24 protein-coding genes and 1 pseudogene are annotated in these 21,664 nt (G+C 68.4%); 18 read left to right on the top strand and 7 right to left on the bottom strand.

Features of this window, described 5'->3' with window-relative positions:
* Positions 1-37: 37 nt before the first annotated feature.
* Complete coding sequence (locus QN239_RS28230; protein WP_499017000.1) at positions 38-433, top strand: DUF2599 domain-containing protein; 396 nt, start codon at positions 38-40, stop codon at positions 431-433.
* On the opposite strand, the gene QN239_RS28225 is transcribed toward QN239_RS28230, so the two are convergent.
* The 4 genes from QN239_RS28225 to QN239_RS28210 are packed head-to-tail and all read right to left on the bottom strand — an operon-like array spanning position 430 to position 3,421.
* Positions 430-1,302 carry an LmeA family phospholipid-binding protein gene (locus QN239_RS28225; RefSeq protein ID WP_499015340.1) on the bottom strand — a complete coding sequence of 291 codons (873 nt, stop codon included), beginning with the start codon at positions 1,300-1,302 and terminating at the stop codon, positions 430-432. The genes QN239_RS28230 and QN239_RS28225 overlap by 4 nt on opposite strands.
* Complete coding sequence (locus QN239_RS28220) at positions 1,299-2,105, bottom strand: carbon-nitrogen hydrolase family protein (protein WP_499015338.1); 807 nt, start codon at positions 2,103-2,105, stop codon at positions 1,299-1,301. Before QN239_RS28220 ends, QN239_RS28225 begins: the two co-directional genes overlap by 4 nt.
* 9 nt (positions 2,106-2,114) lie before the next feature.
* Positions 2,115-2,936 (bottom strand): class I SAM-dependent methyltransferase, encoded by an 822-nt coding sequence (locus QN239_RS28215; protein WP_499015336.1) that lies wholly within the window; start codon positions 2,934-2,936, stop codon positions 2,115-2,117.
* On the bottom strand, positions 2,915-3,421 hold the full coding sequence (locus QN239_RS28210; protein WP_499015334.1) for a DUF2505 domain-containing protein: 507 nt from the start codon (positions 3,419-3,421) through the stop codon (positions 2,915-2,917). The genes QN239_RS28215 and QN239_RS28210 overlap by 22 nt, the downstream gene beginning before the upstream one ends.
* Positions 3,422-3,446: 25 nt before the next feature.
* Here QN239_RS28210 and QN239_RS28205 point away from each other — a divergent pair, with 25 nt between their 5' ends.
* Both QN239_RS28205 and QN239_RS28200 read left to right on the top strand, forming a co-directional pair.
* Positions 3,447-4,502 carry a UDP-N-acetylmuramate dehydrogenase gene (locus QN239_RS28205; protein ID WP_499015332.1) on the top strand — a complete coding sequence of 352 codons (1,056 nt, stop codon included), beginning with the start codon at positions 3,447-3,449 and terminating at the stop codon, positions 4,500-4,502.
* A 15-nt stretch (positions 4,503-4,517) separates the two neighbouring features.
* Positions 4,518-5,846 carry a L,D-transpeptidase gene (locus tag QN239_RS28200; protein ID WP_499015330.1) on the top strand — a complete coding sequence of 443 codons (1,329 nt, stop codon included), beginning with the start codon at positions 4,518-4,520 and terminating at the stop codon, positions 5,844-5,846.
* Here the strand turns inward: QN239_RS28200 and QN239_RS28195 are convergent.
* Positions 5,830-6,579 carry an SDR family NAD(P)-dependent oxidoreductase gene (locus QN239_RS28195; RefSeq protein WP_499015328.1) on the bottom strand — a complete coding sequence of 250 codons (750 nt, stop codon included), beginning with the start codon at positions 6,577-6,579 and terminating at the stop codon, positions 5,830-5,832. The genes QN239_RS28200 and QN239_RS28195 overlap by 17 nt on opposite strands.
* Before the next feature lie 197 nt (positions 6,580-6,776).
* On the opposite strand from QN239_RS28195, the gene QN239_RS28190 reads away from it, so the two are divergent.
* The 6 genes from QN239_RS28190 (at position 6,777) to regX (ending at position 12,790) form a co-directional block, all read left to right on the top strand.
* Positions 6,777-8,075 (top strand): ROK family protein, encoded by a 1,299-nt coding sequence (locus QN239_RS28190; protein WP_499015326.1) that lies wholly within the window; start codon positions 6,777-6,779, stop codon positions 8,073-8,075.
* A gap of 10 nt (positions 8,076-8,085) precedes the next feature.
* The gene (gene mshA, locus QN239_RS28185) at positions 8,086-9,441 is read left to right on the top strand and encodes a D-inositol-3-phosphate glycosyltransferase (RefSeq protein WP_499015324.1); all 1,356 of its coding nucleotides are present in this window, start codon (positions 8,086-8,088) and stop codon (positions 9,439-9,441) included.
* 69 nt (positions 9,442-9,510) lie between these two features.
* A complete protein-coding gene (locus QN239_RS28180) occupies positions 9,511-10,017 on the top strand; it encodes a type III secretion system chaperone family protein (protein ID WP_499015323.1) in 507 nt (168 codons plus the stop codon).
* Between the two features lie 23 nt (positions 10,018-10,040).
* Positions 10,041-10,784, top strand: a complete 744-nt coding sequence (locus QN239_RS28175; RefSeq protein ID WP_187098214.1) for a phosphoglyceromutase — start codon at positions 10,041-10,043, stop codon at positions 10,782-10,784.
* 123 nt (positions 10,785-10,907) lie between these two features.
* A complete protein-coding gene (locus tag QN239_RS28170; RefSeq protein WP_267290807.1) occupies positions 10,908-12,095 on the top strand; it encodes a sensor histidine kinase in 1,188 nt (395 codons plus the stop codon).
* Between the two features lie 8 nt (positions 12,096-12,103).
* Entirely contained in the window at positions 12,104-12,790 is a 687-nt protein-coding gene (regX, locus tag QN239_RS28165; RefSeq protein ID WP_090360358.1) for a two-component sensory transduction protein RegX, read from the top strand.
* A 32-nt stretch (positions 12,791-12,822) separates the two neighbouring features.
* Here the strand turns inward: regX and QN239_RS28160 are convergent, their stop codons facing one another.
* On the bottom strand, positions 12,823-13,632 hold the full coding sequence (locus tag QN239_RS28160; RefSeq protein ID WP_170847348.1) for a DUF3109 family protein: 810 nt from the start codon (positions 13,630-13,632) through the stop codon (positions 12,823-12,825).
* A 13-nt stretch (positions 13,633-13,645) separates the two neighbouring features.
* On the opposite strand from QN239_RS28160, the gene QN239_RS28155 reads away from it, so the two are divergent.
* The 9 genes and pseudogenes from QN239_RS28155 (at position 13,646) to QN239_RS28115 (ending at position 21,132) form a co-directional block, all read left to right on the top strand.
* Positions 13,646-14,656 carry a Ppx/GppA family phosphatase gene (locus QN239_RS28155; protein WP_167156558.1) on the top strand — a complete coding sequence of 337 codons (1,011 nt, stop codon included), beginning with the start codon at positions 13,646-13,648 and terminating at the stop codon, positions 14,654-14,656.
* Positions 14,653-15,753: an Rv0497 family membrane protein gene (locus QN239_RS28150; protein WP_499015319.1), complete on the top strand. Its 1,101-nt coding sequence runs from the start codon at positions 14,653-14,655 to the stop codon at positions 15,751-15,753. The genes QN239_RS28155 and QN239_RS28150 overlap by 4 nt, the downstream gene beginning before the upstream one ends.
* A 19-nt stretch (positions 15,754-15,772) precedes the next feature.
* Entirely contained in the window at positions 15,773-16,630 is an 858-nt protein-coding gene (locus QN239_RS28145) for a sugar phosphate isomerase/epimerase family protein (RefSeq protein WP_499015317.1), read from the top strand.
* Positions 16,631-16,664: 34 nt separating this feature from the next.
* Positions 16,665-17,359: pseudogene (locus tag QN239_RS28140) on the top strand (thioesterase family protein); the annotation flags it as partial.
* Between the two features lie 117 nt (positions 17,360-17,476).
* Positions 17,477-18,328: a pyrroline-5-carboxylate reductase gene (proC, locus tag QN239_RS28135; RefSeq protein WP_090360344.1), complete on the top strand. Its 852-nt coding sequence runs from the start codon at positions 17,477-17,479 to the stop codon at positions 18,326-18,328.
* Between the two features lie 139 nt (positions 18,329-18,467).
* Positions 18,468-18,698 carry a cell division/environmental response transcriptional regulator gene (locus QN239_RS28130; RefSeq protein ID WP_167156567.1) on the top strand — a complete coding sequence of 77 codons (231 nt, stop codon included), beginning with the start codon at positions 18,468-18,470 and terminating at the stop codon, positions 18,696-18,698.
* A 97-nt stretch (positions 18,699-18,795) separates the two neighbouring features.
* On the top strand, positions 18,796-18,897 hold the full coding sequence (locus tag QN239_RS28125; RefSeq protein WP_003402602.1) for a 30S ribosomal protein bS22: 102 nt from the start codon (positions 18,796-18,798) through the stop codon (positions 18,895-18,897).
* 29 nt (positions 18,898-18,926) lie between these two features.
* Positions 18,927-20,018 (top strand): SDR family oxidoreductase, encoded by a 1,092-nt coding sequence (locus QN239_RS28120; RefSeq protein ID WP_499015312.1) that lies wholly within the window; start codon positions 18,927-18,929, stop codon positions 20,016-20,018.
* Positions 20,019-20,067: 49 nt separating this feature from the next.
* Complete coding sequence (locus QN239_RS28115) at positions 20,068-21,132, top strand: lysophospholipid acyltransferase family protein (RefSeq protein ID WP_499015310.1); 1,065 nt, start codon at positions 20,068-20,070, stop codon at positions 21,130-21,132.
* Here QN239_RS28115 and QN239_RS28110 read toward each other — a convergent pair whose 3' ends face one another.
* On the bottom strand, positions 21,133-21,660 hold the full coding sequence (locus tag QN239_RS28110; RefSeq protein ID WP_167156572.1) for an FAS1-like dehydratase domain-containing protein: 528 nt from the start codon (positions 21,658-21,660) through the stop codon (positions 21,133-21,135). It abuts the gene before it with no gap.
* Between the last annotated feature and the right edge of the window lie 4 nt (positions 21,661-21,664).

Below are 21,664 nucleotides of genomic sequence, written 5' to 3'. Positions count from 1 at the left end.
TCCAGCGGTGCGGAGTGCGGCGCTCCGGCACCGTGCGATGCGCACCCTGATCGCCGCGCTCGGCGCGGCGTCAGTCCTCGTGGGGACGGCACCCGTTGCCGCGGCCGCCGGCCACTATGTCGACCACACCGCGTGGGTGAAATGGGGCGACCTGTCCAGCCTGCGGGTCTATCCCACGGCGGCCGCCCGGGCCGAGTCCGCCCGCCCGAACACCCTCGCCCAGGCCGACCAGGCATGGGCCGAGGTGCTGACCGATGCGCCCGACGCCGACCTGCCCGGGATGCGCGCCCAGTTCCTCTGCCACTGGCAGTTCGCCGAGATCGCCGAGCCCGGCAAGACCAGCTGGAACCTCGAGCCGTGGCGGCCCGAGGTCAGCGATACCGCCATGTTCGCCGCCGGCTGCAATCCCGGTGGCACCGAGGAACCGTTCTAGTCCAGCCCCGCGAAGCACGGATCGCCGCCGCTACCGCTGCGGCCCGGAGGCATCGTCGCGTTGCGGGTCACGTACTTGGCCGTCACCCCGGTATCGGTCACCTGCACGCTCTCGGCATGGATGCCCAGGGGGATGTTCTTGGTGATCTGCTCGAGGAACGCATCGAGTGCGGGCTGCACCGTCTCGCGCGGCAGCATGAAGCCCAGCCCGGACAGGCTCTGCACCGTCAGCGTCAGATTGTTGTTCTGCACTTCCGGCTTCACGACGATGCTGCCCAGGGCGGCCTGCAGTTCGATGGTGCCGTCGCTGGGGTGGGTGGACACGCTGCTGACGAAGCTGCCCACCAGGGGGATCTGGTTCTGGATGGTGTTCTTGATGCCGTCGGCGGTCCAGGTGATGTTGGCATCCAAGGCGCCGATGGTCCCGGGTGCGCTCTGGTTCCCGGTCAGCCGGATGTCGTTGATGACGATCTCGGCCTTCATCCCGTCGGCCTCGCGGACGCGGTGGCCCGCGGTGGTCACGGTGACGTTGTTGTAGTGGTCGGCGAAATACTGCAGGAGGATCGGGGTCTTGCCGAAGGACACGTCGACATCGTCCTGCACCACGCAGGACGTGATCTGGGTGACCGTCTTGTCCGCGATATGTCGAGCCACCAGCTCCGACCCGACCACCCCCGCGACGACCAGCGCCAGGACGATGACCACCACGAGCACGATCGACAACGGATCGCGGAACAGGCCGCCGATCCTGGCGCCCAGCGATTTCGCCGGCTCGGGAGCCGCCGGAGGCGGAGGCACGGGCGCGCCTGCGGGCGCAGGAGACCCGGCGGGCGCTGCGTCGGTGGGTTGAGGAGCCCAGGGATCGGTCACGCAGTCGATTGTGCCTTAGCGAACTGCGTGCGATTGCGCAGCACCGCGATCGTCTCCCGGATGCGGGCGGCCGCGTCGAGGTCGACATCGGTCACGACCAGCTGCGGTTCCTCCCCGGCCGCCTGCAGAATCTCGCCCGCCGCGGAGGCGACGAGGCTGCCGCCGACCCCGGTCGGCCCCAGTGCGGCGATCTCGTCACCGGGGTAGGCCTGGTCGACCGCGGCCACCACGCCCGTGGTGTCGATGGCGCGTGCCCGGGCCAACAGCGTCCACTGGTCGAGCTTGCCCGGACCGGTGCCCCACGAGGCGTGCACCGTGATCAGCTGGGCGCCGCGGTCCGCGAGGTCGAGATACAGCTCGGGGAACCGGACGTCGTAGCAGAGGGTCACACCCACCGCCACGTCGTCGACGCTGATCACCACCGGCTGGTGGCCGGGGGCAACGGTCTTGGATTCGGCGAAACCGAAGGCGTCGTAGAGGTGGATCTTGTCGTAGTGCGCGTCGACGTCCGGCCCGGACGCGATCAAGGTGTTGGTCACCCGGCCGTCTCCGGACGGGCAGAACATCCCGGCCACGACGGTGATCCCGGACCGCTGCGCGGCGGCCCGCACCCCGTCGGCCCACCGGCCGTCGAGCGGTTCGGCCACCGGTGCCAGCGGCACGCCGAACCGGCACATCGTCGCCTCGGGGAACAGCACCAGTCGCGCCCCGGCCTCGGCGGCGTCCCGGGTGTACTGCGCGACGAGGTCCAGATTCGCGGCCGGGTCGGTGCCCGACCGGATCTGTGCCAGGGCGATCCGCATAAGCCCAGCCTAGACGGGTGCGACGGTCGGCCACGGCACGGTCAGCACACCGTCGCGCATCCGGCGGCGTGAGGTCTGCACGGGCAGCCCCTGGGCGCGCAGATCGTCGAGCATGGCCCGCCAGCGCACTCGCGGGCCGAACACGCCGTGGCCGGCCGCGCCGGCCCACGCCCGGTCGGCCGCGGTCAACAGCTCGTGGATCGGCTGGCCCGCCACGTTGTGGTGGATGAGGACTTTCGGCAGCCGCTCGGCCAGATCCGAGGGCCGCTCGATGGCGAACGGATCGCACGCCAGCGTCAGGCTGACCGGGCCCGCCGCGTCCAGCAGCACCCAGCAGCAGCGCCGGCCCAGCTCATCGCAGGTGCCGTCGATGATCAGCCCGCCGGTCGCCAACCGGGTGCGCAGCCGCTCCCATGAGGCGTCGACCTCGTGCACCGGGTACTGGCGCAGCACGTTGAAGGCTCGGACCAGCACCGGCCGCAGTCCGGCCAGCTCGAAGCCGCCGAGGGCGAATTCGACATCGGTGTCCGCGGCGCGGGCGGTTGCCACCCGCTGCGGGTCGATCTCCAGGCCGACGACGCGGACATCGGCGCGGACCGTGCGCAGCCGCGACGCCAGCTCGACCGTGGTGACCGGCAGAGCCCCGTAACCGAGGTCGACCACCAGTGGTTCCGGCGCGGTCAGCAGTGCCTCGCGCACGACCGGGGAATGCACCAGCCAGCGGTCGCTGCGGCGCAGCCGGTTGTACCCCGTGGTGCCTCGCGTCGGTGAGCCGACAGGTTTACCCTGCGCGTGGCCGATGGGCTCGTTCAGCCGTGGTCCCTGATCCACTCGCTGGTGAAGACCTGTTCGAGGCGCAGCATCTCGACCAGGTGCCCGCCGATGAAGCTCTCCAGCTTGCCGCCGACCAGCGGGATCTTCACCTCGACCGTGACGCGTATCTGGGCGTGCGCTCCGGTGCCGGTGTCGGACAGTGCCGCGCTGGCGGTGACCAGTGCCGGTGTGCCGGTCAGATCGCCCGTGATGACGGCGCTGGAACTGCCACCGGTCAGCGGGCTCCAGCGTTCCTCCCGGATGAGGGTGAGATCGCCACGGTGGAACTGCGTCACGACGGCGGGCAGCTTGGTCGGCCGGACGGTCTGGGTGGTGACCACTTCGATGGTGCCGTCGGCAGCCTTCTCCAGGACATCCAGTGAGGTTTCATCGCAGCCGGACTTCTCCAACCGAGTCAGCCAGTACGGCTTCTCGGAGAACGCCGCGAGGACCTGGGCGGCGGGGCATTCGTAGGTGGCTGCCATGTCGAATGAACGTGGCATGACAGCCACGCTACCGTTATGACCCGTGGTCAGTGAGTTTTTCGAAGGCGCCTCGGTCGCCGGGGATGTCGCGCTGGCACCGCTGACCACGCTGCGGGTCGGTCCCGTCGCCCACCGTGTCATCACCTGCGATACCACCGACAAGCTCGTCGACGTGTTGCGCGCCCTGCCCCTCGGTCCGGACGTGCTGGTGCTCGCGGGCGGCTCGAACGTGGTCCTGGCCGACGACCTGACCGGCCTGACTGTGGTGGCGGTGGCCAACACCGAGATCACCGTGCACGAATCCACTGTGCGTGCCGAGGCCGGTGCGCTGTGGGACGACGTGGTGGTGACCTCGCTGGCACACGGGCTGGGCGGGCTGGAGTGCCTGTCCGGTATTCCCGGCTCGGCGGGTGCCACGCCGGTACAGAATGTGGGCGCCTACGGCGCCGAGGTCGCCGACACGCTGGCCCGGGTGCGTCTGCTGGACCGCCGCACCGGGGAGGACCGCTGGGCGGACCCGGCGGAACTGGGATTCGGGTACCGGCACAGTGTGTTGAAGAACTCGCCGGACGTGGTGGTGCTCGAGGTCGAGTTCGGCCTGGACCCGGCGGGACAGAGCGCGCCACTGCGTTACGGCGAGCTGGCCACGGCACTGGGCGTGGCGCCGGGGGAGCGCACCGATCCGCTGCGGGTCCGAGAGACCGTGCTGAAGCTGCGCGCCGCCAAGGGCATGGTGCTCGACGCCGACGATCACGACACCTGGAGTGCCGGGTCGTTCTTCACCAATCCGGTGGTCCCGGCCGAGGTTTTCGAGCGTATCCAGGCCGCGTGTGAGGGCAGGGTGCCGAACTATCCGGCGCCAGACGGGGTGAAACTGGCGGCTGGTTGGCTGGTTGAGCAGGCCGGATTCGGTAAAGGATTCCCCGGTCCGGGCGCGGCCGCGACATTGTCGACCAAACACGCGCTGGCGCTCACCAACCGTGGCCGGGCCACCTCCGCCGACGTGATCGCCTTGGCCAGGACGGTGCGGGACGGCGTGCGCAACCGATTCGGGATCGATCTCACACCCGAACCGGTTCTGTTTGGCTGCCGACTCTAGGTACCGTTGATTCACGTGAGCCCCGCAGGTGAGACGTCCCCGCTAGTGAATCGGCGGCGTGCCCTCACCGTGCTTGCAGCCGGCGGTGCCGGCCTGCTGGCCGCGTGTGCGGGCAAATCAAGCCAAACCCACGCCGAATCCGCGGCCCCGGCGCCGGCCCCGGTGATCACCTACACGCCTGAGGACAAGTCCGACGGCGTCGTGCCCACCTCGCCGATCGGCGTCGCCGTCAGCGACGGATGGTTCCAGCATGTGAGCCTGACCAACGCCGAGGGCAAGCCCGTCGCCGGCGCGCTCAACCCCGACCGCACCGGGTTCAGCGTCACCGAACCGCTCGGGTACGGCGCGCAGTACACCTGGGCGGGGTCGGTGGTCGGCAAGGACGGCAAGGCCGTCAAGCTGACCGGCAGCTTCACCACCGTCAACCCGACGACCACGGTCAACGGCCAGTTCCAGCTGGCCGACGGACAGGTCGTGGGTGTCGCGGCGCCGATCATCTTGCAGTTCGACGCGGCCATCGACACCAAATACCGGGCCGATGTCGAGAAGGCGCTGAAAGTCACCACCACCCCACCCGTCGAGGGCAGCTGGGCGTGGCTACCCGACGAGGTCGGGGGGTCCCGCGTGCACTACCGGACCAAGGAGTACTACCCGGCCGGTACCACCGTCCACGTGAAGGCCGGCCTGTACGGCGTGCCATTCGCCGAAGATGCCTTCGGCGCAACGGATTCCACGCTGGACATCAGCATCGGCCGCCGTCAGGTGGTCAAGGCGGAGGCCTCCAGCCACCGGATCCAGGTGATCACCGACGAGGGCGTGCTGTTCGACTTCCCGTGCAGTTACGGCGAAGCCGACCTGCCGCGCAACATCACCCGCAGCGGGGTGCACGTGGTGACGGAGAAGTACGAGGACTTCTACATGTCCAACCCGGCCGCCGGGTACACCAACGCGCACGAGCGGTATGCGGTGCGGATCTCCAACAACGGTGAGTTCATCCACGCCAACCCGTCGAGCGCCGGAGCGCAGGGCAACACCAACGTCACCAACGGCTGTATCAACCTGTCCACCGAGGACGCGCAGCAGTATTTCAACACCGCCATCTACGGCGACCCGGTCGAGGTCACCGGCACCTCGATCGAACTGTCCTACGCCGACGGCGACATCTGGGACTGGGCGGTGCCGTGGGACGAGTGGAAGTCGATGTCCGCGCTGACCTCGCAGAAGCCGCCGGCGGGCATCCCGGCCTCGGCGCCGGCGACGCCCAGTGGTGCCCCGACGCCGACCGCGACGCCGGAGCCGGTCGCCACGTCGAGGCCCGCGCCGACGGCTACACCCGGCGGTTGAACCGTCCGTGCGGCGCCTGGTCGCGCGGCCGGATGACGATCTGATCCAGGTTGACGTGTGACGGTCGGGACGCGACGAACCCGATGACCTCGGCGACATCGTCGGCCACCAGCGGGGTGATGCCTTCGTACACCTTGTCGGCGCGGTCCTGATCGCCCTTGAAACGCACCAGGGAAAACTCTGTCTCGACCGCCCCTGGCGCAATCTCGGTGAGCCGCACCGGTTTTCCGAGCAGCTCGCCGCGCAGCGTGCGATGCAGGGCGCCCTGGGCGTGTTTGGCGGAGGTGTAGCCGGCGCCGCCGTCGTAGGTCTCGAAGGCTGCGATCGAGGTGATGGTGACGATCAGGCCGTCACCGGAGTCGACCAGTTTGGGTAGCAGGGCCCGGGTGACCCGCAGCGTGCCCAGCACGTTGGTCTCCCACATCCAGCGCCAATGCTCGAGGTCCGCGTCGGCGACCGGCTCGAGGCCCATGGCCCCGCCGGCGTTGTTCACCAGCACGCAGACGCTGTCCAGCGTGTCGGCCAGCCGTGCCACATCCGAGTCGGAAGTGACGTCCGCCACAATCGCAGACCCGCCGATCTGGGCTGCCAGCGCCTCGATGCGGTCGGCTCGGCGGGCCACGCAGACCACGTGAAAACCAAGTGCGGCAAGGGTTTTGGCGGTCGCCTCGCCGATGCCGGAACTGGCGCCGGTGACCACGGCGACGCGAGGGGTGGCTGATGTCGAAGTCATATCCCGAACTTTAGTTGGCGTGCTAAGTTCACCGTGTGTTGCAGACCAGTCCGGTGAACCGCGTTCTCTCGCGGCGTGCGTGTTGTTGTTGCGCATCCCGCCGCGCCCGACTGATCTAGCGGACCTTACGTCCTCGCTGAAGTCGACGGTGTGGCAGAAGCCCCCACCCTCGAAACTTCACCAAAAGGACACCCCCTGTGCGTACCGCCACCGCTTCCGCTTCTGTTTCCTCCGCTACCGCTGCTGCGTCGGTAGCCCACGCCAAGCGCGCCCTGCTCTCCCGTCATCACATCGTCGCCCCGTCGCTGAAGGTCGCCGACGCGGCCGCGGCAGCCGTCTTCGGGGCGGCGCGTCAGCGCGGCCCGATCGCCCGCGACGCCATCGCCCGGGTCACCGGCCTGAGCATCGCCACGGTGAACCGCCAGGTCACGGCCCTGCTCGACGCCGGCGTGCTGCGTGAGCGTGCCGACCTCGCCGTCTCCGGCGCGATCGGCCGGCCGCGGGTGCCGGTCGAGGTCAACCACGAACCGTTCCTCACCCTGGGCCTGCACATCGGTGCCCGCACCACCAGCATCGTCGCGACCGATCTGTTCGGCCGCACGCTCGACGTCGTCGAGACGCCCACGCCGCGCGGCGCGCAGAACGCCGCGCTGGCCTCGCTGGCCGGCAGCGCCCGGCGCTACCTGAGCCGTTGGCACCGCAGGCGCCCGCTGTGGGTCGGCGTCGCCAGCGGCGGCGTGGTCGACAGTGTGTCGGGCTACCTCGACCACCCGCGGCTGGGCTGGTCGGAAGCACCCGTCGGCCCCGTGCTGGCCGAGACGCTGGGCCTGCCGGTATCGGTGGCCTCACACGTCGACGCGATGGCCGGTGCCGAACTGCTGCTCGGGGTGCGCCGGCCGGGCACCCAGGCCGGAACCAGCCTCTATGTCTACGCGCGCGAGACCGTCGGCTACGCGCTGTCGATCGGCGGCCGGGTGCACTCACCCGCCAGCGGCCCCGGCACCATTGCCGCACTGCCGGTGCACTCCGAATTGCTGGGCGGCACAGGGCAACTGGAGTCGACCGTCAGCGACGAGGCGGTGCTGACGGCGGCCCGCGCGCAGCGCATCATCCCGGCCGAAGGGCCGGCGTCGACGTTGACCGCCGTGTTGCGCGCGGCGCGGGCAGGTCATGACGGCGCCCGCGCCCTCCTCGCCGAACGCGCCCGCGTGCTGGGTGAGGCCGTGGCGCTGCTGCGCGACATGCTCAACCCGGACGACCTGGTGGTCGGCGGGCAGGCCTTCACCGAATACCCCGAGGGCATGGAGGTGCTGGAACGGGCCTTCACCGCGCGGTCGGTCCTGCCCTCGCGCGATATCAGGGTGACCGCCTTCGGCAACCGGGTCCAGGAGGCCGGCGCGGGCGTGGTGTCCCTCGGCGGGCTCTACGCCGATCCGATCGCCGCGATGCGCCGTGCCCAGCTGCGCCGGGGCGAGCTCGTGACGCCCGGGGTGTAGACATGTCAGTGTGCGTCCTTCAAGCGATCTGAGCACCGCAGGTCCGTCGGCCAAACGAGTGGCGGTGCTGTCGGTGCACACCTCACCGCTGGCCCAGCCGGGCACCGGGGATGCCGGCGGGATGAACGTCTACGTGCTGCAGACCGCCCTGGAGATGGCGCGGCGCGGCGTCGAGGTGGAGATCTTCACCCGGGCCACCTCGTCGACGGACGAACCCGTCGTGCGGGTGGCCCCCGGGGTACTGGTGCGCAACGTGGTCGCCGGACCGTTCGAAGGCCTGGACAAGACGGATCTGCCGACGCAGCTGTGCGCGTTCACGGCCGGAGTGCTGCGGGCCGAGGCCAACCACGAACCCGGCTACTACGACATCGTGCACTCGCACTACTGGCTGTCCGGGCAGGTCGGCTGGCTCGCCAGGGATCGCTGGGCTGTGCCGCTGGTACATACCGCGCACACGCTGGCCGCGGTGAAGAATGCGGCGCTGGCGCTCGGGGACGTCCCCGAGCCCGCGATGCGGGCGATCGGCGAACAACAGGTGGTCGACGAGGCTGACCGTCTCATCGTCAACACCGAAATCGAAGCACAACAACTGGTTTCGCTGCATCACGCGGATCGGGCGCAGATCGACGTCGTGCACCCCGGCGTCGATCTCGGCGTCTTCACCCCGGGGGACAAGGACGCCGCGCGGGCCGCGGTCGGGCTGGACCCGGCCGAACGGATCGTGGCGTTCGTGGGCCGGATCCAACCGTTGAAGGCACCCGACGTGCTGCTGCGTGCGGCGGCGAAGGTGGCGGAGGGCAGGAGCGAAGCGGCCGGGGAATGTGGACGCCTGCGCGTGGTGGTGGCCGGCGGACCGTCCGGATCCGGTCTGGCGACACCCGACGGTTTGATCCGGCTGGCCGACGAACTCGGCATCGCCGACCGGGTCACCTTCCTGCCGCCGCAATCCCGCGAACAGCTCGTCGATGTCTACCGGGCGGCCGACCTGGTCGCGGTGCCGAGTTATTCCGAATCCTTCGGGCTGGTCGCGGTCGAGGCGCAGGCCTGCGGCACGCCGGTGGTGGCCGCAGCGGTCGGCGGTCTGCCCGTGGCGGTCCGTGACGGTGTCACCGGCGCGCTCGTCGACGGGCACGACCCGCAGGACTGGGCAACCGCCATCGACGCACTGTTGGCAGGCGGGCCGGAGCGGATGCGGGCCGCCGCGATCGCCCATGCCGCCACATTCTCGTGGGCGCATTCCGTCGACGCCCTGCTGGCCAGTTATGGGCGGGCGATCGGCGACTACCGCGCGCGGCACCCGCGCCGCGATGCGACGGCACGGCGCAGCGGCCGGCGGTTCACGATGCGCAGGGGGGTGCGGGCGTGAGCGAAGTCGAGCGCGAGTGAGGATCGCAGCGAGGGACGAGCGAGGACCGGAGCGAGTGGGAGACGAGTATTGAGTAGCGTGCAACAGCTCATCGAGGCGACGCTGCAGGAGCACGAGCTCGAATACACCCACCACAAGGGCAGCCACGGTGGGCTTCCCGGCCTGGTGGTCGCGCTGCCGGGCGAACGGCGGCTCAAGACGAACACCATTCTGAGCATCGGTGAGCACTCGGTGCGGGTGGAGGCGTTCGTCTGCCGCAAGCCGGACGAGAACTTCGAAGCCGTGTACCGGTTCCTGCTCAAGCGCAACCGCCGGCTCTACGGCGTGGCGTACACCCTGGACAACCTCGGCGATATCTACCTGGTGGGCCGGATGGCACTGGAATCCGTCAGCGCCGATGAGCTCGACCGGGTGCTGGGTCAGGTCCTCGAAGCCGTCGACTCGGACTTCAACACCTTGCTGGAGTTGGGTTTTCGCTCGTCCATCGAGAAGGAATGGGAATGGCGGGTGGCCCGCGGCGAGTCGCTGAAGAACCTGCAGGCTTTCGCTCATCTCATCGACGATGACGGTGAGTGACGCGCTGTGACAGGATGAGCGCCATGGCGAACCTGATCCTGCTGCGCCACGGCGAGAGCCAGTGGAACGAGAAGAACCTGTTCACCGGATGGGTCGATGTCGACCTCACCGACAAGGGCCGTGCCCAGGCGGTACGTGGCGGCGAGCTGCTCGCCGAGCAGGGCGTGCTGCCGGATGTGCTGTACACCTCGCTGCTGCGCCGGGCCATCATCACCGCCAACCTCGCGCTGGAGGCCGCCGATCGGCTCTGGATCCCCGTGCACCGCGACTGGCGCCTCAACGAGCGGCACTACGGCGCATTGCAGGGTCTGGACAAGGCCGAGACGCTGGCCAAGTACGGCGAAGAGCAGTTCATGGCCTGGCGGCGCAGCTACGACACGCCGCCGCCGCCCATCGAGAAGGGCAGCGAGTTCAGCCAGGATGCCGACCCGCGCTACGCCGATATCGGTGGCGGGCCGCTGACCGAATGCCTGGCCGATGTGGTGGCCCGGTTCGTCCCGTACTACGAACAGGCCATCGTGCCCGACCTCAAGGCCGGTAAGACCGTGCTGATCGTCGCGCACGGTAATTCACTTCGCGCCCTGGTCAAGTACCTGGACGGGATGTCCGACGCCGATATCGTCAGCCTGAACATCCCGACCGGCATCCCGCTGCTCTACGAGCTGGACGCGGACCTCAAGCCGACGGTGCCGGGCGGTCGATACCTGGACCCGGAGGCGGCCGCGGCGGGTGCCGCCGCGGTGGCTGCGCAGGGTGCCAAGAAGTAATCCGGCAAATAGCCGGTTAACTCAGGTGAACGCGGGCCGAACTCCTGTGTTTGCTTATGTGACTTGTCCCGATTTGGCCTCACGCTGCTGGGATGACGTTCACCGGATGCGTACGATTTCCGCGTGAGTGTGGCCTCCGTGCTGCTGTTGACGGCAGCCGTGTCGCTGCTCGCGCTCGGAGTCGGCGTGGCGGCGGGCGCCGTCATCTCCCGGGTGCGGCAGCAGCGACGAGCGCGTCGTGATGCGGAGCAGGGCGGCATCACCGTCTCGCAGATGCTCAGCCACGTGGTGGGGCTTTCGCCGATGGGGATCGTCGTGGTCGACGCGTTCCGCGATGTCGTCTACATGAACGAGCAGGCGGCCGAACTGGGCCTGGTACGTGACCGGCTGCTCGACGAGCGCGCCTGGCAGGCCGTGCAACGCTGCCTGTCCAGCGGCGACGATGTCGATATCGACCTGTCGCCCCGCAAACGCACCCCCACGGGACGATCCGGCCTGTCGGTGCGCGGTCACGTGCGTCTGCTCACCGAGGAAGATCGGCGCTTCGCCGTCGTGTTCGTCGGGGATCAGTCCGAGCAGGCGCGGATGGAGGCGACCCGTCGAGACTTCGTCGCCAACGTCAGCCATGAGCTCAAGACCCCGGTGGGCGCCATGGGGGTACTCGCCGAGGCGCTGCTGGCGTCCGCCGACGACCCCGAGACCGTGCGCCGGTTCGCCGACAAGATGCTCGTCGAATCCCACCGGCTGGCCAGCATGGTGGGCGAACTGATCGAACTGTCCCGGCTGCAGGGCGCCGAACCCCTGCCCGACCTGGAGGTCGTCGAAGTCGACACCGTCGTCTCCGAGGCGCTGTCCCGGCACAAGGTGTCCGCCGATATGGCCGATATCGCCATCACCACCGACGCGCCGACCGGTTACCGCGTCCTGGGCGACCAGGGTCTGCTGGTGACCGCCATCGCGAACCTGGTGTCGAACGCGATCGCGTACTCCCCGCACGGCTCGGGTGTGTCGATCAGCCGGCGCAGGCGCGGTAACGATATCGAGATCGCCGTCACCGATCGCGGTATCGGCATCGCCCGCGCCGATCAGGAGCGGGTCTTCGAGCGGTTCTTCCGGGTGGACAAGGCGCGATCGCGGGCCACCGGAGGCACCGGTCTGGGGCTGGCGATCGTCAAGCATGTCGCCGCCAACCACAACGGCACCATCCGGCTGTGGAGTCAGCCGGGCACCGGCTCGACGTTCACCCTGTCGATTCCCGCATACCCCGACACCGACGACGACTCGTACGAACGAGACGACCGAGAGGATTAGCAATACCGATGACCAGTGTCCTGATCGTAGAAGACGAAGAATCCCTGGCCGATCCGTTGGCCTTTCTGCTGCGCAAGGAGGGGTTCGAGGCCACGGTGGTGTCCGACGGCCCGTCGGCTCTCGCGGAGTTCGAGCGGGTGGGCGCGGATATCGTCCTGCTGGACCTGATGCTGCCGGGCATGAGTGGCACCGACGTCTGTAAGCAGCTGCGCTCCCGGTCCAGCGTGCCGGTCATCATGGTGACCGCGCGGGACAGTGAGATCGACAAGGTGGTCGGGCTCGAGCTGGGTGCCGACGATTACGTCACCAAGCCGTACTCGGCCCGTGAGCTCATCGCCCGCATCCGCGCGGTGCTGCGGCGCGGTGCCGACAACGAAGAGGCCGGGTCCGGTGACGGTGTGCTGGAGGCAGGCCCCGTCCGGATGGACGTGGAGCGCCATGTGGTCAGCGTGAATGGTGAGGCGATCACGCTTCCACTCAAGGAGTTCGACCTGCTGGAGTACCTGATGCGCAACAGCGGCCGGGTGCTGACCCGCGGCCAGCTGATCGACCGGGTCTGGGGTGCGGACTACGTCGGTGACACCAAGACCCTCGATGTGCATGTGAAGCGGCTACGCAGCAAGATCGAGGCCGACCCGGCGAACCCGGTGCACCTGGTGACGGTGCGTGGGCTGGGCTACAAGCTCGAAGGGTAGCCGGTCCAGCAAAGTGTGGACTGGCCGCGGGGCTACTCCGCGGCGCGGGTCGCGGGGTGCACCGCGATGAGCCCGAGCATGCCCCGCCGCTTGCACATGGCGGCGAGTTCCGCGTACGCCTTCTCGCCCAGCAGTTCGGTGAGTTCGGGGGCGTAGGACTGCCACACCGGTCGGGCCCCGACATGTGCCGCGGGATCGCCGGTGCAGTACCAGTGCAGGTCGGCGCCGCCTTCGCCCCAGCCCCGCCGGTCGTACTCGGTGATCGTGGTCTTGAGGATGTCGGTGCCGTCTGGCCGGGTCACCCATTCCTGGGTGCGCCGGATCGGCAGCTGCCAGCAGACCTCCGGCTTCATCGTCAGCGGTTCCACCCCCAGCTTCAGCGCCTTGCTGTGCAACGCGCAACCGATACCACCGGCAAAGCCGGGACGATTCAGGAAGATGCAGGCGCCCTTGTATTTGCGGGTGCGCAGATTGGGTTTGCCGTCGTACTCGTCCATTTCCAGGTAGCCCTTACGGCCCAGGCCTTTGTCCCGGAACTGCCAGTCGTCGTCGGTGAGGGTCTTCACCGCATCGTCGAGACCGGCCCGGTCGTCGTCATCGGACAGGAACGCCCCGTGTGAGCAGCAACCGTCGTCGGGCCGGCCGGCCACCGTGCCCTGGCATGCCGGGGTGCCGAAGACGCAGGTCCATCGCGACAGCAGCCATGTCAGGTCCGCGGCGATGACGTGTTGGGGATTGTCGGGGTCGAAGAACTCCACCCATTCGCGGGCAAAGTCGAGTTCGACTTCGCCTCCCAAACCGCCGACGTGCGATGTGCTCACGGAAGTAAACGGTAAACCCACTAACGTGGTCCGCGTGCGATTGGGCGTGCTGGACGTAGGCAGCAATACGGTTCACCTGTTGGTGGTGGATGCGCGCCGTGGCGGGCACCCCACGCCGATGAGTTCCACCAAGGCGGCGCTGCGGCTTGCCGAGTCGATCGACTCGTCGGGCAAGCTGACCCGCAAGGGCGCGGACAAGCTGGTGGACACCGTCACCGAGTTCGCGAGCATCGCCACCAGCTCCGGCTGCGCCGAGCTGATGGCGTTCGCCACCTCGGCGGTTCGGGATGCCACCAACTCCGAGGACGTGCTGGCCCGGGTGCAGACCGAAGCCGGGGTGTCGCTGCGGGTGCTCAGCGGCGTCGACGAGTCCCGGCTGACCTTCCTGGCGGTGCGCCGCTGGTACGGCTGGAGCGCGGGCCGGATCATCAACATCGATATCGGCGGGGGCTCGCTGGAGCTGTCCACCGGCGTGGACGAGGAGCCCGAGGTGGCGCTGTCCCTTCCGCTGGGCGCCGGACGGCTGACCCGGGAGTGGCTGGCCGACGATCCACCGGGCCGGCGCAAGGTTGCGGCGCTGCGCGACTGGCTGGCCACCGAGATGTCGGAGGCCGGGTCGACGATCCAGGCGGCGGGCAGCCCCGACCTGGCCGTCGCCACGTCGAAAACGTTCCGTTCGCTGGCGCGACTGACCGGCGCGGCGCCGTCCGCGGCGGGGCCGCGGGCCAAACGTACATTGACCGCGGCGGGATTGCGGCAGCTCATAGCGTTCATCTCTAGGATGACAACGGCCGACCGAGCCGAGCTTGAGGGGGTGAGTGCCGAACGGGCGCCACAGATCGTGGCCGGCGCGCTGGTAGCTGAGGCGAGTATGCGCGCGCTGGGTATCGAGACGGTGGAGATCTGTCCCTGGGCGTTGCGAGAAGGGTTGATTCTGCGGAAACTCGACAGTGAGGCCGACGGCACAGCCTTGGTGGAGACCGCATTGTCACCAGCGTCAGGATCGGTATCCCGCGCTTCCCGGCCCAAAGGCAACACACGATGACTGAACCGAACGACACCACCAGCACCCGCCCCATCTCGGTGGCGGAGCTGCTGGCCAAGAATGGCAGTATCGGCGCTCCGTCGCCGGGCGGCCGCCGGCGTCGACGCCGCGGCAACGCCGATGCCGTCACGGTTGCCGAACTCACCGGTGAGATCCCGATCGTCAACTTCCGGACCGACGAGCACCAGGCGATCGATGCCGAGCAGGAGGCGATCGACGCGGATGTCGCCGCCGAGGCGCAGTCCGCGCTCGAACAACCCCAGGTCACCGAAGACACAACCGAGGACACAGCGGAGGCTCCCTCAACTCCCGAGACGGCAGCGGCCCCCGAGACGACAGCTGCCCCCGAGGCGGCAGAGACGTCCGAAGAGGCCGAGGTCGCTGAAGAGCCCGTCGAGCCGCACGAGGAAGCTCCGGAAAAGGCAGCCGAAGCCGACTACGAGGCACACGTGCAGCAGCGGGCGGCCGAATTCGAGCCGCTGGTGTTCGATCCGCGAGCCCATCGGACCCACCACGGCCTGCGGCGATCCGCGGCGCTGCCCGCGGGCGGGGCCGAGGAGATGAGCCCGGATCCGCTGATCGACGACGAGGAGGTCGCGGTCGAGTCCCGCGCCGACACCGACGCCACGGCCGCGCTGCCGTCCTACCTGCGCTCGTCGGCGGACACGCTCTTCGGCGGGGACACCGTCGCCGACGATGTGGCCCGCCGGCCGCGGATCCCGGGGCCGGAGAGCATCGACCTGGACGGATCCGACGGAGCCGCGACGCTGGCGGATACGGCGGTCGTCACCGGCGACCTCGACGAGGATCTGGACGAGGAACCGGCCAAGGCCCGATCGCCGTTCCTGAGCGGGCTGTGGATCGTCGCGCAGAGCATCTTCGCCGTGGCGTTCGGCGCCGGTTTGTTCGTGGCCTTCGACCAGCTGTGGAAGTGGAACAACATCGTCGCTCTGGTGCTGTCGGTTCTGGTCATCCTCGGTCTGGTGGTCGGTGTGCGCGTGGTGCGCAGGACCGAGGACATCGCCAGCACGCTGATCGCGGTGGCGGTCGGGGCATTGGTGACGCTCGGACCGCTGGCCCTGCTGCAGTCCACCTGACCGGATTCCAGAAGACACAGTGCGCCCTGCCATCAAGGTCGGTCTTTCGACTGCCTCGGTGTACCCGTTGCGGACCGAGGCGGCCTTCGACTACGCCGCACGCCTGGGTTACGACGGCGTCGAGCTGATGGTGTGGGCCGAGCCGGTCAGCCAAGATATCGACGCCGTCGCTGCGCTGTCGAAGCGATACGGCATCCCGGTGCTGTCCGTGCACGCCCCCTGCCTGTTGATCTCGCAGCGTGTGTGGGGGGCCAACCCGATCTCCAAACTGGAACGCAGCGTGCGGTCCGCCGAGCAGCTGGGCGCCCAGACCGTGGTGGTGCATCCGCCCTTTCGTTGGCAGCGCCGGTACGCGGAAGGCTTCTCCGAGCAGGTCGCGGAACTGGAGAGCAGCAGCGATGTGCTGGTCGCCGTGGAGAACATGTTCCCGTTCCGCGCCGACCGGTTCTGGGGTACCGGGGCGCCGTCGATCGAGCGGATGCGTAAACGCGGCGGCCACCCCGGACCCGGCATCTCGGCCTTCGCGCCGTCCTACGACCCTCTCGACGGGGGCCATGCGCACTACACGCTCGACCTGTCGCACAGCGCCACCGCGGGCACCGACGCGGTGGAGATGGCGCAGCGGATGGGCATCGGCGATCAGGGGGGCCTGGCGCATCTGCACCTGTGCGACGGCAGCGGCGCCTCGACCGACGAGCATCTGGTGCCGGGACGTGGAACCCAGCCGGCGGCGGAGATCTGCCGGATGCTGGCCGCCAGCGATTTCACCGGGCACGTCATCCTTGAGGTCACGACCTCGCAGGCCCGCACCGCCGCCGACCGTGAGGCGCTGCTGGTCGAATCGTTGACCTTCGCCAGGGAGCACCTGCTGCGATGACGGTGTAGTGATGACGGTGTAGTTCAGCGAGGCGATGCACGGTGGGGCGATGCTCGCGCTGTGCGCCAACGCGGCGCGGGCGGAGCTCGGACTGGCCGGCGGGGGAGAGCGAAGCGACCGGGGGGATCGATACCGGCGTGGAACCGATTGCGGTGTCGGGAAATTTTCTCTGGGCGCCGGATCAGTCTGGTCGATGTGGAGCTGACACAGGGGGAGCGGGTGGCCGTGCGGGCGGCGATCACCCTCGGCGTGCCCGAACACGCTGTGCCACCGCTGCTTTCGATGAACCCGGTGGTGCCGCTGATGACACCGGAACCGCCGCCCGGGCTCGAGCCGATCGGGCCGGGTCATCCGATGGCCGATATCGTGCGTCTCGCCCGGGGCTGGGATATCCGGCCGTCGCTGACCACCATGGCGCCGCGGACCGACGGTGGACCGCCGGTGATCGAGTACTGGGTGCGGCCCCGGGTTGCGGCGCCGGACGTGCTGTTCGCCCTCCTGTGCGGCGATGTGTCGGCCCCGGTCACCTACGGGGTCAACCGGTTCGGTTGGGCGCCCACGGTGCAGCTGACGGCCTTTGTGCGGGCACTGCCGGCCGACGGCTGGCTTCGGGTGCTGTGCACCACCACTCAGATCGGCCAGGAGTGGTTCGGCGAGGACCACATCGTGGTCGACTGCGAGGGCCGCATCGTGGTGCAGACGCGGCAACTCGCGTTGGTGCCCGGCGCGTCCCGACGGGGGCGCCGTGTCTTCTGCGCCCTGACGGGGGCGCCGTGTCTTCTGCGCCCTGGCGGGGGCGCCATGTCCTACGCGCCGTGACCGCGGTGCCGTGCAATGCTTTGACCCGTGCCAAGGATTGCAATCATCGGCGGGGGCAGCATCGGCGAAGCGCTGCTCTCGGGTCTGCTGCGAGCCGGCCGCCAGGTCAAGGATCTGGTCGTCGCGGAGAAGTTCCCTGAACGGGCCAAGTATCTGGCCGACACCTATTCGGTGCTGGTCACCTCGGTGGCGGACGCCGCCGAGAACGCCACCTACGTGATCGTCGCGGTCAAGCCCGCCGACGTGGACGCGGCCATCGGCGAGATCGCCGGGGCGGTCGCCAAGGCCGACGACAACAGTGAGGAACAGGTCGTCGTGAGTGTCGCGGCGGGCGTCAGCACCTCGTTCTACGAGTCCAAACTGCCGGCGGGTGCGCCGGTGATCCGGGTGATGCCCAACGCGCCGATGGTGGTCGGTGGCGGCGTGAGCGCGCTCTCGCGTGGCCGGTTCGCCACCGACGAGCACCTCAAGGAGGTGTCGGCGATCTTCGACACCGTGGGTGGCGTGCTGACGGTGCCGGAGGTCCAGCTCGATGCCGTCACCGCGGTATCGGGATCCGGTCCGGCGTATTTCTTCCTGATGGTCGAGGCCCTCGTCGACGCGGCAGTCGCGTCGGGTCTGTCGCGCGGGGTCGCCACCGATCTGGTGTCACAGACGATGGCGGGTTCGGCAGCGATGCTGCTGGACCGTCTGGACAGCGCACCAGATACCGCATTGGACACCACTGCGGCCCAGTTGCGGGCTATCGTGACCTCACCGGGTGGTACCACCGCGGCTGGGCTGCGCGAACTCGAACGCGGAGGCCTGCGGGCCGCGGTGGCCGACGCGGTCGCAGCTGCGAAAACACGCTCTGAGCAGCTAGGAATTACATCAGAGTAATTCAAGAATTTCGGACGGATTACCCCACACCCGTCGCAATAACCCCAATGGCCACGCTATTCTCCTCGTTGTATGCACGCGTTCGTGCCAACGGTGGGGAAGCCGCTGGAACTGGCCGTGCCTTAAGGATTGGGTAGCGATGACGTCAATGAACGGGCCATCGGCGCGGGATTCGGCTGGCGATGGCCAGCCTAAAGCTCAATTTTTGACCGTTGCCGAGGTGGCCAGCCTGATGCGGGTCAGCAAGATGACGGTCTACCGACTGGTGCACAACGGCGAGTTGCCGGCGGTGCGGGTCGGGCGGTCGTTCCGTGTGCACGCAAAGGCGGTTCACGACCTTCTGGAGACGTCGTACTTCAGCGCAGGCTGAGGTCTCCCTGCCCATCGGGCGGGATGCGTTTTCATCATCACGGGCCTGCCCGGGTAAAGTAACCCGGTCAGTCCTTCATTCGTAGGTAGCGGAGTTCATGGGTTCAGTCATCAAGAAGCGGCGTAAGCGCATGTCGAAGAAGAAGCACCGCAAGCTGCTTCGCCGTACACGGGTTCAGCGCAGAAAACTCGGTAAGTAGCCTTCCAGCTTCTCGGTAGGCTCGCCTGAATGGATAGCCAGGGATCCGGTGATAACCGGGACGCCACCACTGACCGCTCAGACCACCCCAAGGTGGTCCTGGTCACGGGTGCGTGCCGGTTTCTCGGTGGCTACCTGACGGCGCGCCTGGCCCAGAACCCGGCGATCGACCACGTCATCGCGGTCGACGCCATCGCTCCCAGCAAGGATTTGTTGCGCCGGATGGGGCGCGCGGAGTTCGTCCGCGCCGACATCCGGAACCCGTTCATCGCCAAGGTCATCCGAAACGGCAATGTGGACACCGTCGTGCATGCCGCGGCGGCGTCCTATGCACCGCGGGCCGGTGGCCGGGCCACTCTCAAAGAGCTCAACGTGATGGGCGCGATCCAGCTGTTCGCCGCCTGCCAGAAGGCTCCGACCGTGCGGCGGGTGGTGCTCAAGTCCACCTCTGAGGTGTACGGGGCGAGTGCGCGGGATCCGGTGCTGTTCACCGAGGATGGCAGTGCGCGGCGTCCCCTCGGCGAGGGGTTCGCCCGGGACAGCATCGATATCGAGGGGTACGCGCGTGGCCTGGCCAGGCGTCGACCTGATATCGCGGTGACGATCCTGCGGCTGGCGAACATGATCGGCCCCGCGATGGACACCGCGCTGTCGCGGTATCTCGCCGGTCCGGTGGTGCCCTCGGTGCTCGGTCATGACGCACGACTGCAGCTCCTGCACGAGCAGGATGCCCTCGGTGTGCTGGAGCGCGCCACCATGGCGGGCCGGGCCGGCACCTTCAACGTGGGCGGTTCGGGCATCATCATGATGAGCCAGGCGATCCGCCGGTCAGGGCGGGTGGCGCTGCCGGTCCCGCGTTCGGCGCTTCAAGTCGTCGATTCACTGAGGCGCGCAACCAGTTACACTGAGCTCGATCGCGAACAGTTGAACTACTTGAGCTATGGCCGGGTCATGGACACCGCGCGGATGCGCAACGACCTAGGTTACAGCCCCAAGTGGACCACTGTGGAGGCATTCGACGACTACGTGCGTGGCCGTGGATTGACGCCGATCATCGACCCGAAATGGGTACGCTCAATGGAGAGCCGAGCCACTGCAGTCGCGCAGCGATGGGGACGTTAGCGGCGGTCGGGTCTGAATACTCCAACCGGGGCGGGGAGAAGGTAACGACGTGGCGGGTGAATCAAAAGCCAAAGTCATTCCGCTGCATTCGAATTCGGGTCGCTCCGCGGCTGCGCAGCGCCGGGCCGCCCAGCGTGCGGACAGCGCCCGCCGCCATCCTTCGCTGCTGACCGATCCGGGTACCCGCGCCTCGGCCGAACAGATCGCCGCAGTCGTGCGGGAGATCGACCAGCATCGCGGCGTCATGCCCGGCGACGAGCAGGACGCTCCCAACGAACTGTCCAAAGCCATCGCCGCTGTCGCGGATTTCGTCACCAAGCGGATGACCGGCGACTACACCGTCGACGAGTTCGGGTTCGACCCGCATCTGACCAATGCCGTCGTAATGCCTTTACTGCGAGTGTTTTTCAAGTCGTGGTTCCGTGTTGAGGTCAGCGGGATCGAAAACCTTCCGCTGGACGGCGCCGCCCTGATCGTGGCCAACCACGCCGGCGTGCTGCCATTCGACGGTCTGATGGCCTCGGTCGCCGTCCACGACCATCACCCGCTGCGCCGCGATCTGCGGCTGCTGGCCGCGGACCTGGTGTTCGACCTGCCGGTGGTCGGCCAGGCCGCCCGCAAGGCCGGCCACACCGTCGCGTGCGCCTCGGACGCGCACCGGCTGCTGGCCGCCGGTGAACTGACGGCGGTGTTCCCGGAGGGTTTCAAGGGCCTCGGCAAGCCGTTCAAGGACCGCTACAAACTGCAGCGGTTCGGCCGCGGCGGATTCGTGTCGGCGGCGCTGCGCGCGCAGGTGCCGATCGTGCCGTGCTCGATCGTCGGTTCCGAGGAGATCTATCCCAAGATCGGCGATATCAAGCTGCTCGCCCGGCTGTTCGGCCTGCCGTACTTCCCGGTGACGCCGCTGTTCCCGTTGGCCGGCCCGCTCGGAGTGGTGCCGCTGCCGTCGAAATGGCATATCCAGTTCGGCGAGCCCATCTCCACCGAGGGCTATGACGAGACGGCCGCCGAGGATCCGATGGTGACCTTCGAACTCACCGACCATGTCCGCGAGACCATCCAGCACACTCTCTACCAGCTGCTGGCCGGCCGCCGGAACACGTTCCTGGGCTGATCAGCCTTTCTGACCGGCCACCATCTTGGCGATGGCGGCGTCGCGGGCGGCGGCGATCTGCGCGCTCATCTCATTGGCCTCGTCGATCTGGGCCTCGCCGAGCATCGTGACGATGCTGGTGGCCACGGGCGCGCCGTCGTTATCGGTCACCTCGGCCCTGACCTCGCAGATCACGGTGCCGTGCGACTCGATCACCGAGTCGAGGTAGGAGTCGAACCACAGCTTGTCGCCGACCTTGATGGGACGGTGGAAGATCAGCTTCTGGTCGCGATGCAGCACCCGTTCCAGGTTGATCGGCACGTCGAAGTTCTCGAACAACTCGAGCTGCACCCGCCGCCCGGCCACCGCCAGGAAGGTCAGCGAGGCGACGATGGTGTCGTGGCCCGCTTCGGCCGCGGCTTCCTCGGAATGGTGCGCCGGGTGGAAGTCCTGCACGGCAGTGGCGAACTCCCGGACCTTCTCCCGGCCCACCTCGAAAAAATCGGGGGAGCGGTAGTGGGTTCCGATGATGTTCTCCGCAATGCCCATGGCG

The sequence above is a fragment of the Mycolicibacterium sp. Y3 genome (genome assembly GCF_051188035.1).
Classification (GTDB): Bacteria; Actinomycetota; Actinomycetes; order Mycobacteriales; family Mycobacteriaceae; genus Mycobacterium; species Mycobacterium fluoranthenivorans.
The sequence above is the reverse complement of the archived record's forward strand: the minus strand, read 5'-3'. Positions and strand labels throughout refer to the sequence as shown.